Annotated in this window: 14 protein-coding genes and 1 riboswitch; of the genes, 10 read left to right on the top strand and 4 right to left on the bottom strand. The window is 70.7% G+C overall.

What is annotated here, in order from left to right; all coding sequences use genetic code 11:
• Nucleotides 1-37 precede the first annotated feature (37 nt).
• The 9 genes from AC1UKG_RS22365 to thiC all read left to right on the top strand — a co-directional run bounded on the left by AC1UKG_RS22365 (nucleotide 38) and on the right by thiC (nucleotide 8727).
• The gene (locus AC1UKG_RS22365; protein ID WP_482643062.1) at nucleotides 38-1717 is read left to right on the top strand and encodes an ABC-F family ATP-binding cassette domain-containing protein; all 1680 of its coding nucleotides are present in this window, start codon (nucleotides 38-40) and stop codon (nucleotides 1715-1717) included.
• A 16-nt stretch (nucleotides 1718-1733) separates the two neighbouring features.
• On the top strand, nucleotides 1734-2702 hold the full coding sequence (locus tag AC1UKG_RS22370) for an aldo/keto reductase (RefSeq protein WP_482643061.1): 969 nt from the start codon (nucleotides 1734-1736) through the stop codon (nucleotides 2700-2702).
• A gap of 143 nt (nucleotides 2703-2845) precedes the next feature.
• Nucleotides 2846-2955, top strand: a riboswitch (TPP riboswitch).
• A complete protein-coding gene (gene thiE, locus AC1UKG_RS22375; protein ID WP_482643060.1) occupies nucleotides 2950-3576 on the top strand; it encodes a thiamine phosphate synthase in 627 nt (208 codons plus the stop codon). Its footprint overlaps the riboswitch before it by 6 nt.
• Nucleotides 3570-4760 (top strand): glycine oxidase ThiO, encoded by a 1191-nt coding sequence (gene thiO, locus AC1UKG_RS22380; RefSeq protein ID WP_018744643.1) that lies wholly within the window; start codon nucleotides 3570-3572, stop codon nucleotides 4758-4760. The genes thiE and thiO overlap by 7 nt, the downstream gene beginning before the upstream one ends.
• A complete protein-coding gene (thiS, locus tag AC1UKG_RS22385; protein WP_018744642.1) occupies nucleotides 4751-4951 on the top strand; it encodes a sulfur carrier protein ThiS in 201 nt (66 codons plus the stop codon). The genes thiO and thiS overlap by 10 nt, the downstream gene beginning before the upstream one ends.
• Entirely contained in the window at nucleotides 4948-5727 is a 780-nt protein-coding gene (locus AC1UKG_RS22390) for a thiazole synthase (protein WP_026271578.1), read from the top strand. Before thiS ends, AC1UKG_RS22390 begins: the two co-directional genes overlap by 4 nt.
• Entirely contained in the window at nucleotides 5724-6332 is a 609-nt protein-coding gene (locus tag AC1UKG_RS22395) for a thiamine phosphate synthase (protein WP_018744640.1), read from the top strand. Before AC1UKG_RS22390 ends, AC1UKG_RS22395 begins: the two co-directional genes overlap by 4 nt.
• The gene (thiD, locus tag AC1UKG_RS22400) at nucleotides 6329-7117 is read left to right on the top strand and encodes a bifunctional hydroxymethylpyrimidine kinase/phosphomethylpyrimidine kinase (RefSeq protein WP_018744639.1); all 789 of its coding nucleotides are present in this window, start codon (nucleotides 6329-6331) and stop codon (nucleotides 7115-7117) included. Before AC1UKG_RS22395 ends, thiD begins: the two co-directional genes overlap by 4 nt.
• Nucleotides 7118-7134: 17 nt before the next feature.
• Nucleotides 7135-8727: a phosphomethylpyrimidine synthase ThiC gene (gene thiC, locus AC1UKG_RS22405; RefSeq protein ID WP_018814769.1), complete on the top strand. Its 1593-nt coding sequence runs from the start codon at nucleotides 7135-7137 to the stop codon at nucleotides 8725-8727.
• A 131-nt stretch (nucleotides 8728-8858) separates the two neighbouring features.
• Here thiC and AC1UKG_RS22410 read toward each other — a convergent pair whose 3' ends face one another.
• The 4 genes from AC1UKG_RS22410 to AC1UKG_RS22425 all read right to left on the bottom strand — a co-directional run bounded on the left by AC1UKG_RS22410 (nucleotide 8859) and on the right by AC1UKG_RS22425 (nucleotide 12265).
• A complete protein-coding gene (locus AC1UKG_RS22410) occupies nucleotides 8859-10154 on the bottom strand; it encodes a hypothetical protein (RefSeq protein WP_482643059.1) in 1296 nt (431 codons plus the stop codon).
• Between the two features lie 79 nt (nucleotides 10155-10233).
• Nucleotides 10234-10536 (bottom strand): cupin, encoded by a 303-nt coding sequence (locus AC1UKG_RS22415; RefSeq protein WP_018814768.1) that lies wholly within the window; start codon nucleotides 10534-10536, stop codon nucleotides 10234-10236.
• Nucleotides 10533-11483: an LLM class F420-dependent oxidoreductase gene (locus tag AC1UKG_RS22420; protein WP_018744637.1), complete on the bottom strand. Its 951-nt coding sequence runs from the start codon at nucleotides 11481-11483 to the stop codon at nucleotides 10533-10535. Before AC1UKG_RS22420 ends, AC1UKG_RS22415 begins: the two co-directional genes overlap by 4 nt.
• On the bottom strand, nucleotides 11483-12265 hold the full coding sequence (locus tag AC1UKG_RS22425) for an ABC transporter ATP-binding protein (RefSeq protein WP_018744636.1): 783 nt from the start codon (nucleotides 12263-12265) through the stop codon (nucleotides 11483-11485). The genes AC1UKG_RS22420 and AC1UKG_RS22425 overlap by 1 nt, the downstream gene beginning before the upstream one ends.
• Before the next feature lie 262 nt (nucleotides 12266-12527).
• Between AC1UKG_RS22425 and AC1UKG_RS22430 the strand changes: the two genes are divergently transcribed.
• A complete protein-coding gene (locus AC1UKG_RS22430) occupies nucleotides 12528-13547 on the top strand; it encodes an ABC transporter substrate-binding protein (RefSeq protein ID WP_026271576.1) in 1020 nt (339 codons plus the stop codon).
• The last annotated feature ends 58 nt before the right edge of the window (nucleotides 13548-13605 follow it).

Below are 13605 nucleotides of genomic sequence, written 5' to 3' on the forward strand. Positions count from 1 at the left end.
GGTTGGCCCGGCCGGGCTGGCCCGGCAGGATGCCAACGTGGGTTACGTGGACGTGGCAGCCGTCGGGCACTGGCTGCCCGACGGGCGACAGCTCTTCGGCGATGTGTCGTTCCGGGTCGCTGATGGAGCCAAGATTGCCCTCGTCGGGCCGAACGGCGCGGGCAAGACGACCCTGTTGCGCATGGTCGCCGGCGACCTGCCGGTGCAGCGCGGTGCGATCGCCCGCGCCGGCGGCCTGGGTGTGATGCGTCAGTTCATCGGGATGATCGGCGACGAGTCAACCCTCGTCGACCTGGCTCTCTCCCTCGCCACGCCCCGGCTGCGTGAGGCCGGTCAGCGGGTCGCCGGGACCGAGACGGCGATGCGGGCGGCCGAGGTGCGCGGCAAGTACAGTACCGCCGCCGGCAGGGCCCAGCTCGCGTACGCGGACGCGCTCGCCGTCTGGGGGGAGGCCGGTGGGTACGACGCGGAGGTGCTCTTCGACACCGTCACCACGATCGTGCTCGACCTGCCGTGGGACACCGCGCGGCACCGTCCGGTCCGGACGCTCTCGGGCGGTCAGCAGAAGCGCTTCGCCCTGGAACTGCTTCTGCGTGGTCCCGAGGAGGTGCTCCTGCTCGACGAGCCGGACAACTTCCTCGACGTGCCCGGCAAGCGCTGGTTGGAGGCGCGGCTACAGGAGTCTGGTAAGTCGGTGCTGTATGTCTCGCACGACCGGGAGCTGCTGGCCCGTACCGCGGACCGGGTGGTGGCTGTTGAGGGCGGTGGCGCGTGGGTGCACCCCGGTGGCTTCGCCAGCTGGCACGAGGCCCGGGTCGCCCGGCACGACCGTCTCGACGAGCAGCGTCGGCGGTGGGACGAGGAGCACCAGAAGCTGCGGGAACTGGTGCTGATGTACAAGCAGAAGGCCGCGTACAACTCCGGGATGGCCTCCCGCTACCAGGCGGCCCAGACCCGGTTGCGGAAGTTCGAGGAGGCCGGACCGCCGCCCGTACCCCCGAAGGAGCAGGACATCCGGATGCGGCTGGCCGGTGGCCGCACCGGTAAGCGTGCCCTGATCTGCGAGCAGTTGGAGCTCGACGGCCTGACCTACCCCTTCGACCTGGAGCTCTGGTACGGCGACCGGGTCGCCGTGCTCGGTGCCAACGGGACCGGGAAGTCGCACTTCCTCCGTCTGATCGCCCGGGGCGGAACCGATCCCGATCCGGTGAACCAGCCGGTCGACGGCGGAGCGGGGCTCGCCCCCGTCGGGCATGACGGGGTGGCCCGCCTCGGTGCCCGGGTCCGACCCGGTCACTTCTCCCAGACCCACGACCGGCCAGAGCTGATGGAGCGGACGCTGGCCGACATCCTCTGGCGGGGCGACGAGCACCGCGCCGGCATGGATCGGCACACGGCGATGGCCGCGCTCTCCCGGTATGAGCTGGCCGGGCAGGGGGACCAGCGGTTCGGCACCCTCTCCGGCGGCCAGCAGGCTCGGTTCCTGGTGCTGCTGCTGGAACTGTCCGGGGCGACCCTGCTGCTGCTTGACGAGCCGACGGACAACCTGGACCTGGCCTCGGCGGAGGCGCTCGAGTTGGGGCTGGCCGCGTTCGCGGGGACGGTGGTGGCGGTGACCCATGATCGATGGTTCACCCGCTCGTTTGATCGATTCCTCCTGTTCCAAGGGGACGGCGAGGTGGTGGAGGCCGCCGAGCCGGTCTGGGAGATGGGGTGAGCACGGGCGGCTTAGGGTGGATTTCGTGACTGAGATGACGTACCGCCGGTTGGGCGATTCCGGGCTCGTGGTGTCCGCAGTCGGCGTGGGCTGCAACAACTTTGGCCGTCGGGTCGACCTGGACGGGACCCGGGCCGTGGTGGCGGCCGCCCTCGATTCCGGGATCAACTTCTTCGACACCGCCGATATCTATGGTGCGCCACCGGGTGGCTCCGAGGAACTCCTCGGCCAGGTGCTCAAGGGGCGCCGGGACGATGTGGTGATCGCCACCAAGTTCGGGATGGACATGGACGGCCATAACGGGCCGGACTACGGTGCCCGCGGTGCCCGGCGCTACGTCATGCGGGCGGTGGAGGCTTCGCTGCGTCGGCTGCAGACCGACCACATTGACCTGTATCAGCTGCATGAACCGGACCCCGGCACCCCGATCGACGAGACGCTCGCCGCACTGGACGACCTGGTCACCGCCGGCAAGGTGCGTTACCTGGGCAACTCCAACTTCGACGGTTGGCAGATCGCCGACGCCGACTGGACCGCCAGCTCGCGCGGGTCGACCCGGTTCATCTCCGCACAGAACCACTACTCGTTGCTCGAACGGGGTGTCGAGGCCGAGGTCGTCCCGGCGTGTGAGCGGTTCGGGCTGGGCCTGCTGCCCTTCTTCCCCCTCGCCCACGGCCTGCTCACCGGCAAGTACAAGCGCGGTGAGGCAGCGCCGTCGGGCAGCCGGCTCGCCGGTGGCGGTCGGTACGCGGCCCGGCTGGCGGCGGCCAACTGGGACACCATCGAGGCGCTCGAGGCCTACGCGGCCGAGCGCGGGCTCAGCCTGCTTCAGGTCGCCATCGGCGGGCTCGCCGCCCAGCCCGCGGTGACCTCGGTGATCGCCGGTGCCACGACGCCCGACCAGGTTCGGGCCAACGCGGCGGCGGGCGCCTGGCAGCCCGACGCCGACGATCTCGCGGCCCTGCGGGCGGTACTCGACAGCTAGAAAGTGGAGAATCCGGGCCTCCCATCGTCTCGACGGTGGGAGGCCGATTTCGTGTCCGGGCCGGCTCCGGCGGCGGCCGGTCCGCACCCTGCGCCGAGGACGCCCATCTTGGCACCCTCACGGGGTTGCCGTACGGTGGTGGGTAAGTAACCCACGGGAGCCCGGTAAACCGGGCTGAGAGGGGGGCTGAGAGCCCCCGACCGTTGAACCTGATCCGGATAGTGCCGGCGCAGGGAGGAGAGTTGCCGTGTCGTCCCTTGGGCGTCTACATCTGATTACTGACACTCGACCTGGGCACAACCCGCTCACCGTGGTGCGGGCCGCCCTGCCGGTGGCCCGAACCGAACTGGTCGTCCAGGTCCGCGTGACCGATGACGCGACCGACCGGCAGGCGTACGACCTGGCCCGTCAGGTGAGCGCGCTCTGCGCCCCCTACGGTGCGACCTGCCTGGTGAACGATCGGCTACACGTGGCCCTGGCGGTTGGTGCTGCCGGTGGCCACGTGGGCGCCGAGGACCTGCCGGTCGGGGCGGCCCGCACGGTGCTCGGCTCCGCCGCCGTCCTCGGCGCCACCGCCCGGGACGCGGACACCGCCGTCGAAGCGGTCGCCGCCGGGGCCAGTTACATCGGGGTCGGGCCGGTTCACCCCACGACCACGAAGGATGGTCTGCCGCCCGCGATCGGTGTGGCGGGGGTGCGAGCGGTCGCCGCCGCGGTTGCCGTGCCGGCGATCGCCATCGGGGCGGTCACGGCAGCGGACGTGCCCGCGCTGCGGGCAGCTGGCGCGTACGGAGTGGCGGTGATCGGTGCGCTCTCGCACGCCGCCGATCCCGCCCGTGCCGCCACCGAGCTGATGGCGGCACTGACGTGGTGAGTGATCTCGTCGCCGCGGGCGGCGACCGGAACCTCCCGTCCAGGCCCGACGTCGCGGTGGTCGGGGCCGGGCCGATCGGCTTGGCCATCGCGTGGCGATGCGCGGCCCGCGGGCTCCGGGTCGTCGTACACGACCCAGACCCCGGCTCGGGTGCGGTGCACGCCGCAGCGGGAATGCTCGCGCCGGTCGCCGAGGCGTACTTCGGGGAGCACGAGCTGACTGGCCTGCTCACCGAGTCGGCGGCGCGCTGGCCGGCGTTCGCCACCGAGCTGGCCGCCGCCTCCGGCATGGATCTCGGCTATCGCAGCGAGGGCACCCTGATGGTTGGGCTCACCGCCGACGATCTCGCGGTGGCCCGCCGGCTCTGGGCCTACCAGCAGGGTCTTGGACTGCCGGTCACCCCACTGCGTCCCTCCGAGCTTCGAGACCGCGAGCCGGCGCTGTCCCCCCGGATGCGCGGTGGCGCCTACGCCGGCACCGATCACCAGGTGGACCCGCGGCGGCTGGTGTCGGCGTTGCGCACCGCCACCGAGCGGGCCGGGGGAGTGCTGGTGCCGACGCCGGTCCAGCAGTTGACCGAGGTGACCGCGGAGATCACGGTGGTCGCGGCCGGCTGCGGCACCGCTGCCTTGACCGGGCTGCCGGTTCGCCCGGTCAAGGGGCAGGTGCTTCGGCTCCGTGCTCCCGGTGCGCCGGGCTTCCAGCACGTGATCCGGGGCTTCGCCGACGGGGAGCCGGTCTACCTGGTTCCTCGGCAGGACGGGGAGGTGGTGGTCGGGGCCACCGCGGAGGAGCGCACCGACACGGTGGTGACCAGCGGTGCGGTGCTGCGGTTACTCCGGGCCGCCACCGACCTGGTACCCGAGGTGGCTGAGTACGAGCTGATCGAGGCGGTCGCCGGGCTTCGCCCGGGCAGCCCCGACAACGCGCCGATCCTGGGCCCGCTCCCGGGCCGGCCGGCAGTGCTCGCCGCGACCGGGCACCACCGGCACGGGGTGGTGCTCACCCCGGTCACCGCCGACCTGATCGCTGACCTGATCACCACCGGTACGCCGGATCCGCTACTCACTGCCTTCACCCCGGAGCGCCTCGGCCCGGGGCTGCCCCATCCACCCGCCACCGCCGACCCGGCGTGCGGAGCTGCCGGGCCCCGGCTGACCCCCCAGGAGGAGTCGTGGAACTGACGGTGAATGGCCTTGGGCGCAGCCTGCCCACCGGCTCCACTCTCGCGGACCTGGTCCGGACGGTGACCGCACAGAAGCGTGGCCTGGCGGTCGCAGTCAACGGCGAGGTCGTGCCGCGGGGCGGCTGGTCGGTAACCCTGCTGTGTGACGGCGACCGGGTCGAGGTGCTTAGCGCCGCGCAGGGCGGGTGAGCGGGATGACCTTCGAACTGGGTGGGGTACCGATCCCGTCGCGCCTGGTCCTCGGTACCGGCGGGGCGGCCAACCTGACCGTCCTGGAACAGGCGATCCGGGCTTCCGGCACCGGCCTGGTCACCGTGGCGCTGCGCCGGGTCGACACCACCCAGGGCACCTCGGGCGGCCTCCTGGACCTGGTCGACCGCTGCGGCGTGCGGTTGCTGCCGAATACCGCCGGCTGCTACACGGCGGGTGAGGCGGTGAAGGTGGCTCAGCTGGCCCGGGACGCGTTCGAGACCGACTGGGTGAAGCTTGAGGTGATCGGCGATGAGCGCACCCTGCTGCCCGACGGGGTGGAACTCCTGCGGGCCGCGGAGGAGTTGGTCGCCGACGGGTTCACCGTGCTGCCGTACACCTCGGACGACCCGATTCTGGCGCGTCGGCTCGCCGATGTCGGCTGCGCGGCGGTGATGCCGGCGGGTTCCCCGATCGGGTCGGGGCTCGGGGTGTCGAACCCGCACCACATCCGGCTCATCCGGCAGAGCGTGACGGTGCCGGTGATCTTGGACGCGGGGATCGGCACCGCCTCCGATGCGGCGCTCGCCATGGAACTGGGCTGTGACGCGGTGCTGCTCGCCAGCGCGGTGACCCGGGCCGCCGATCCGGTGGCGATGGCGACAGCGATGCGGTACGCGGTCGAATCCGGCCGGCTCGCCTACCAGGCGGGTCGGATACCGCGCCGGTTCCACGCCCTCGCCTCGACTCCAGACGATGGGCGGCCAGAGCTGTGAACGGGCCGACCGGCTTGGTGGTGCTCACCGAGCGTCGGGCTGCGCGGCGACCGCTCGTTGAGGTGGTCGCCGCGGCCGCGGCCGGCGGTACGCGCTGGGTGGTGCTGCGGGAGCGGGACCTTCCCCGGGCCGAGCGGGCCGCCCTCGCCGATGAGCTGCGTCAGGTCCTCACCCCGGTCGGCGGTACGTTGGTCGTCGCCGGCCCGGATCCGCTCGGCGGCGACGCGGTGCACCTGCCGGCGGCGGGTCCGTACCCGCCACCGCGGCTCGGGCTGATCGGCCGTTCCTGCCACGACGAGGCGGAGCTGGGCCGGCTCACGGTTGAGGACTACGCCGTTCTCTCCCCCGTCTATCCAACGCCGACGAAGCCCGGCTACGGCCCACCGCTGCTTCCGTCGGGGCTGGCAACGCTGATCAAGGCCAGTCCGGTCCCGGTGGTGGCGTTGGGCGGGATCGAGACGTCCGGGCAGGTGCGCGACTGTGTGACGGCGGGAGCCGCCGGGGTAGCGGTCCTGGGTGCGATTATGCGGGCCGAGGATCCGGGCGCCGTAGCCGCGGCCCTTCAGGGAGCCTTCGACGCCGTCTCCAGTGTGGGCACGCGATGACGCCCCGTACCGTCCTCACCATCGCCGGCTCGGACTCCGGCGGGGGTGCCGGCATCCAGGCCGACCTGAAGGTCTTCGCGGCGCTGGGAGCGTACGGCACCAGCGTCGTCACCTCCGTGACCGCCCAGAACACCTGCGGTGTTGACGCGGTGCTGTCGTTGCCCCCGCAGACCGTCACCGACCAACTGGAGAGCGTGCTCACCGACTTCACGGTGCGGGCGGTGAAGACCGGCACGCTCGGCAGCCCGGCGATCGCCGCTGCGGTCGCTGCCGCGGCGGGGGAGGGCCGACTGCCGCACCTCGTCGTCGACCCGGTGCTGGTGGCGACCAGTGGGCGTCTGCTGGGGACGGTCGCGGCGGTGGAGCGGGTGCTGCCGTTCGCCCGGGTGGCGACGCCGAATCGGGCGGAGGCCGCGGCCCTCACCGGCGCCCGGGTCGAGACGGTCGAGGAGATGGTCGTCGCCGCGAAGGCACTGGCCGCCGGCGGACCGGAGTATGTCGTGGTCACCGGCGGGGATACCGGCGGTGATGAAGCGGCGGTGGACGTGCTCCACGGCGAGGACGACACCACCCAGTTCCGCGCTGCCCGGGTGTCGACCCGGCACAACCACGGGACCGGGTGCTCGTTCTCGGCGGCCATCGCCGTCCGGCTCGCACTCGGTGATGCGGTGCCGGTCGCCGTCGCGGCGGCCAAGGAATACGTGACCCGGGCGCTGATCGGCGCTCGGGGCTGGGAGTTGGGTGCGGGACGCGGACCACTCGATCACTTCAGCTGGTCCGCTTGACCTAAAGGGAGGCTGTCATGCAGAAACGTCGCAAGGTCTACGTCGAAGGGTCGCGGCCGGACATCCAGGTGCCCTTCGCCGAGGTTGACCTCGCCGGAGACAACCCGCCGGCGCGGCTCTACGACACCTCGGGACCGGGCTCCGACCCGGAGGTGGGGCTACCGCCGATGCGCGGCAAGTGGATCGCGTCGCGGGGGGACGTCGCCCCGGTTCGCGGCGCGGGTACGCCGTTGGCGGGGGTGGACGGCCAACGGCCGACCCAGCTCGCGTACGCCCGGGCCGGTGTGGTGACGCCGGAGATGGAGTTCGTGGCGATCCGTGAGGGGGTGGCGCCGGAGCTGGTGCGGGAGGAGATCGCGACCGGCCGAGCCGTGCTGCCGCTGAACGTCAACCACCCGGAGTGCGAGCCGGCGATCATCGGCAAGGCCTTCCTGGTGAAGATCAATGCGAATATCGGCACCTCGGCGGTCAGCTCCTCGATCGCCGACGAGGTGGAGAAGCTGACCTGGGCGACCCGGTGGGGCGCGGACGCGGTGATGGATCTGTCGACCGGTAAGCGGATCCACGAAACCCGCGAGGCGGTCGTGCGGAACTCCCCGGTGCCGATCGGCACCGTACCGGTCTACCAGGCCCTGGAGAAGGTCGGTGGCGATCCCGCGAAGTTGAACTGGGAGGTGTTCCGGGAGACCGTCATCGAGCAGGCCGAACAGGGCGTCGACTACATGACCGTGCACGCCGGGGTGCTGCTGGCATACGTGCCGCTCGCCGTGGAGCGGGTGACCGGGATCGTCTCCCGTGGTGGTTCGATCATGGCGGCGTGGTGCCTGGCCCACCACGAGGAGAACTTCCTCTACACCAACTACCGGGAGCTCTGCGAGATCCTGGCCCGCTACGACGTGACCTTCTCGCTCGGCGACGGGCTGCGCCCCGGTTCCATCGCGGACGCCAACGACGAGGCGCAGTTCGCCGAGCTGCGTACCCTCGGTGAGCTGACGAAAATCGCCTGGGAGTACGACGTCCAGGTGATGATCGAAGGCCCCGGGCACGTGCCGATGCACAAGATCAAGGAGAATGTGGAACTGCAGCAGGAGTGGTGTCACGAGGCGCCGTTCTACACGCTGGGCCCACTGGCCACGGACATCGCGCCCGCGTACGACCACATCACCTCCGCTATCGGCGCGGCGATGAGTTCCTGGTTCGGTACCGCGATGCTCTGCTATGTCACCCCGAAGGAGCACCTCGGGTTGCCGGACCGGGACGATGTGAAGGCCGGTGTGATCGCCTACAAGATCGCCGCGCACGCCGCAGACCTGGCCAAGGGGCACCCGGGCGCCCAGGAATGGGACGACGCGCTCTCCAAGGCACGGTTCGAGTTCCGCTGGGAGGACCAGTTCAACCTGGCGTTGGACCCGGAGACCGCGCGGGCCTACCACGATGCCACCCTGCCGGCTGAGCCAGCGAAGACGGCCCACTTCTGCTCGATGTGTGGTCCGAAGTTCTGCTCCATGAAAATCACCCAGGACCTCAAGGAGTACGCCGCACGCGGCATGAAGGAGAAGTCGGAGGAGTTCGTCGAGTCCGGCGGTCGGGTCTACCTTCCGATTGCCTGATCTCTTCTCCACCGTGGCACCCCGACCAGCAGGCGGGGTGCCACGGTGCTTTTCGGGACACCCACGTAGGCCGGGCCCGCCGAGACCGGGGCGGGTCGGGGGATGTGCCGGGCTCGGGTAACGGTTCCCGGTCAGTCGGCGTGATGCCGGCCGACAGAGCGCAACGAGCGGCGCGCGCCTTCCCGATCGGGTTCGTTGTTCGATACCGGCTCGCTCAGACCGGTGACCCAGTCAACGAACTCCTCGTCCTGCGCTGGTAGCCGGACCTCCGCTGTCGGCTCGGCCGCCTCGTCGGCCCGGGAGCGACTGCGCCGGAACCGGCCTCGGCGGCGCGGGGCGGGAGGCGGTGCGCCGGCCACCACCGGGTCGTCCGCGGTGCCCGGGTCGGCCTCGGCCTCGTCCGCTACCGGACGCGGTCGGGCCGCCGGTACGGGGGCGCCGGTCGTCGGCGCGACCGAGTCGACCTCGGGCGGAGCCGGAGGTATCGGGGGGACTGCCGTCGGGTCGGGCTTCGATTCCGGTAGGCGCGTCTTCGGTGGCCAGCGCAGTATCGCGGTGGCTCGTTCGACTGGACGTGCGATCAGTGGCCAGCGCAGCATCGCGGCGGCGGCCGAGCCGAGTCCGCCAGCGGCCACCGTGAGCAGTGCGGCGTAGTACGGCGTGGCCTGGTAACGGTCCGCATCCGCCCCGGGGCCCGATACCAGATACGCGCCGGCTACCAGCATCGGCCCGGGGAGCCCGGTCAGCACGCCGACGGATGTGGCCTGCCCGCGCCGACGGGCGAGGCCGCCGGCGCCGGCTCCGGCCAGCAGCGCCGCCACCGGAAGGCCCAGCAGGCAGAGGCGGTCCGCCGCGGCGGGATCGAGCCAGGAGGGTTCCCACACCCCGAGTCGTACTGCCCGAAGTGGGCCGGTGTCGTTCAGCGACGGGGCAACCGAGGCCAGAGCAAGGAACCAGAGCAGGCCGGCGACGAACGTCATGTTCCCGAGCAGCGGGGGTCGGATGAGGACGGCCAGCGCCGCGCCCCCGCCGAGCACCGCGCCGAGGAGTGCACCAGCGGCGACGGACCAGACCGGTTCCACGGCACCCACGTCGGCGGCTCGGGCGGACTGCATTCCCAGCGGCGCGACGACCGTGGCGCCGAGCGCGGCGGCGCCTGCCACAGCGGCCCGCCGACCAACGCTGATCAGTGGGGCTTCCCGGCGCGCCAGCCGTTCGGCGCAGATGGCACCGATGACCGCGGCGTTCGCCGCCAACCAGGCGACCCAGGCGAGCTGTGCTGGCCACTGGTTGACGCCCGCACCGGTGAAGGCGCCGGAGAAGCGCACGATGCCGAAGCCGAATGCGACGCCGAGCTGTCCAGCCCCGGTCAGCAGGCTTACCGCAAGCGCCGTGAGCAGTAGCTTGCCCAAGGTCCGAAACGCCATGCCGGGCACGTTACGGTCCCGGTGCGGGCGGGCGCCACTGGCACGCCGGGGCGGGTGCAGTAGCCGCACCGGCGTTGGGTTACTTGAGCTCGACCAGCCGGGCCAGGTAGGTCGTGTCGCCCGTGTTGGTGAGCATGTGCACCGCTCCCGGATCCCGATAGACGACGCCGCCGGTGGGCTCATCGGCGTCGATCCGGTCGCCGTCGATTGTCTGCACGACGTTCTTGGCGCCCTGGATCGCCACCACCAGATACGGGTGGTCGTGCCGATGCAGCGGCTGCCGCTCACCGGGTGCCAGCCTGATGTGCCAGACCCGTACCCGGTCGTTCTCGAAAACGATCTCCTGGCCCACCGGGCCCAGCTCAGGATCGGTTGTGGTCATTGCGGTCCATCCAGTTGGGGGAGCACCTCGGCGGCGATGAGCTCCAGGTGGTCGAGGTCGGCGAGGTCGAGCAGGCGCAGGTGGACGCGGCTCGCGCCAATTGCGGCGAACTCGCCGATGCGTTCGACGAGCTGCGCGGGCGAGCCCACGACCGCGTCCTCCGGGGGCAGGGCGCTGGGTCGGTGCAGCGCAGCGGCGCGGTGGCGGGCCTCCGCGTCGGTGCGGCCGACGGCCACCACAATCCCCGCCGAGAGCGTCAGCGGTTGCCGACCGGACTCGGCCCGGCCAGCGGCATCGCACGCCTCCCGGACCCGCTCATACGCCGCCGCCGTCTGCGCGACGGAGGTGAACGGCATGTTGAACTCGTCGGCATGGCGGGCAGCCAGGTCCGGGGTACGCTTCGCGCCCCGACCGCCCACTATCACCGGTGGTCCGGGGCGCTGGACCGGCTTCGGCAATGCTGGCGCGTCAACGAGCTGGTAATGCTCTCCCGTGTAGCTGAACCCGACCCCCGACGGGGTACGCCACAGGCCGGTGACGATCTCCAGTTGTTCGGCCAGCCGGTCGAACCGCTCGCTGACGCTGGGGAAGGGAATCCCGTACGCGGTGTGCTCCCGTTCGTACCAGCCGGCGCCGATCCCCAGCTCGACCCGGCCACCGCTCATCTGGTCGACCTGCGCCACCATGACGGCCAGTGGGCCGGGTAGCCGGAAGGTAGCCGACGTGACCAGCGTGCCGAGCCGGATCCGGCTGGTCTCGCGGGCCAGCGCGGCCAGCGTCAGCCAGGCGTCCGTGGGACCGGGCAGCGCCGGGTCGTCGCCCATTGCCCGGTAGTGGTCGGCACGGAAAAAAGCGTCGTAGCCGCAGTGCTCCGCCTGGCGGGTGAACCGGAGCTGGTCTTCGTAGCTGGCGCCACGGTGTGGTTCGGTGAATACCGAGACGAGCATCAGGGCGCCTCCATCGATGCGGGTTCCGGTTCCTTCTCCGCGAGCAGTTCGTGCAGGTCGGCGCTGACCCGGGCGACATCGGCCAGATGTGCGTTGCGGCCAAGCGTGCGCGGACGGGGGATGGAGACGTCGACGATGTCGCGGATGCGGCCGGGGCGAGGGCTGAGCACGACCACGCGGTCGGCCAGTAGGACCGCTTCCTCGATGGAGTGGGTGACGAAGACGACCGTCGCCGAGGTCTCCATGTGCACCCGTTGTAGTTCGCCGGAGAGTTCCTCGCGGGTGAGCGCATCCAGTGCGGAGAAGGGCTCGTCCATCAGCATCACCCGGGGTTCGCCGATCAGTGAGCGGCAGAGCGAGACCCGCTGTTGCATGCCGCCGGAGAGCTCGTGTGGCAGCCGCTTCTCGAACCCGGCGAGGCCGGTCAACTCCAGCAGCTGCCGGGCCCGATCACGGTGTTGGGCCCGTTTCCAGCCGAAGATCTCCACCGGGAGGAGGACGTTGTCGAGCACCGTGCGCCAGGGCAGTAGGGCCGGTCGCTGGAACAGCATCGCGACGTCCGGTCGGGGATGGGTGACCGGTGCGCCAGCGACGGTGACGTCCCCGAGCGTAACCGGGAGTAGCCCCGCGACGAGTCGGAGCAGAGTGGACTTGCCGCAGCCGGAGCGGCCGAGTACGGCAACAAACTCGCCGTCGCCGATGTCGAGGTCGATACCACGCAGGGCCTCAACCTGGCCGGAGCGGCCATCGAAGCTCCGGGATACCCCGGACAGCCGGATCATCCGCGGACCTTCCTGAGTTGACAGTCAGTGATCAACGGACAGAGTACCGGTCGGGCAAGGCAATGATGCTGGCTGGGGTGGGATTAGTTGTGTCCGTTCCGCAACCCCGATATGCCTGGTGGCGCGGCGGCGGATTTCTCGTACGCTGTGCCACCGAAGAGTCCCCTCACGATGGCGGCACCGGCTTCACCCTTCGGGTCGCCGCCACCCGACTACTCCTCCGGCGGCGCTCGGCCCCGGTCGGAAAGGACAAGGTGCACTGATGAGAAGGCTGACCCGTACGGTCGCCGCGGCTACGACGGCCGCTGCATTGGCGATGGTTGGGGCGTGTAGCAGCGACGCGGACTCCCCCGAGGGGGGTGACGGCGCGATGGAGAAGGTAACCTACCTCACTTCCTTCGGAAACTTCGGCCGGGACTCCTACGCCTGGGTGGCGAAGGAGAAGGGCTTCTTCCGCGACGCGGGTTTCGATGTCGAGATCAAGCCGGGGCAGGGCACCGGTAGCACTATTCAGATGGTCTCCGGTGGCAAGGCGGACTTCGGGCCGGTCGACCTCACCGGTAGCCTGCTCCAGTTCGGTAACGGCGAGGCCAAGGACTTCGTCGTCGTCGCCGCGATCCAGCAGCGCACCATGGCCGGCATCGCCACCGTCGAGGGTACGAACATCGCCACGCCGAAGGACCTCGAGGGCAAGAAGATCGCGGACTCCCCGACCTCGGTGGTCCGAAACCTCTTCCCCACGTACGCGGAGTTGGCCGGCGTTGACGCGAGCAAGGTGACCTGGGTCAACGGTCAGCCGCAGGACCTGATGGGCACTCTCGCCGCCGGCACGGTCGACGGCATTGGGCAGTTCGTCGTGGGCCAGCCGACCATTGAGGCGATTGCCAAGAAGAAGGCGTTCATGCTGCCGTACAGCGAGTACATGCAGGACCTCTACGGCAACGTGCTGATCACTTCCACGAAGATCGCCGAAGAGAAGCCGGAGATGGTCACGCGGTTCAGCGAGGCCCTGTTGAAGGGCTTGGACTACGCGTTGGACAACCCGCAGGAGGCGGCCGAGCTGCTGAAGAAGAACGTTGACTCGACGAACGTCGAGTCCGCCCAGGCGGAGCTGGAGTTGATGGCCGGCTACGTCCGTTCCAGCAACAGTGGTGCGACGCTGGGCACGCTGGACAGTGCCCGAGTGGCGAAGAGCATCGCCATCCTGCGAGGTGCGGGACAGCTCAAGCAGGAGCTCGAGCCCGACCAGGTCATCGACTTCAGTCTCACCCCGAAGGCCTGATCGACCACCGCCCGGGAGTGTGGACCGGGGGTCCGGTCCACACCCCCGCCGTGTGCCG

It is taken from the genome of Salinispora sp. CH2A1_6 (assembly GCF_056820975.1).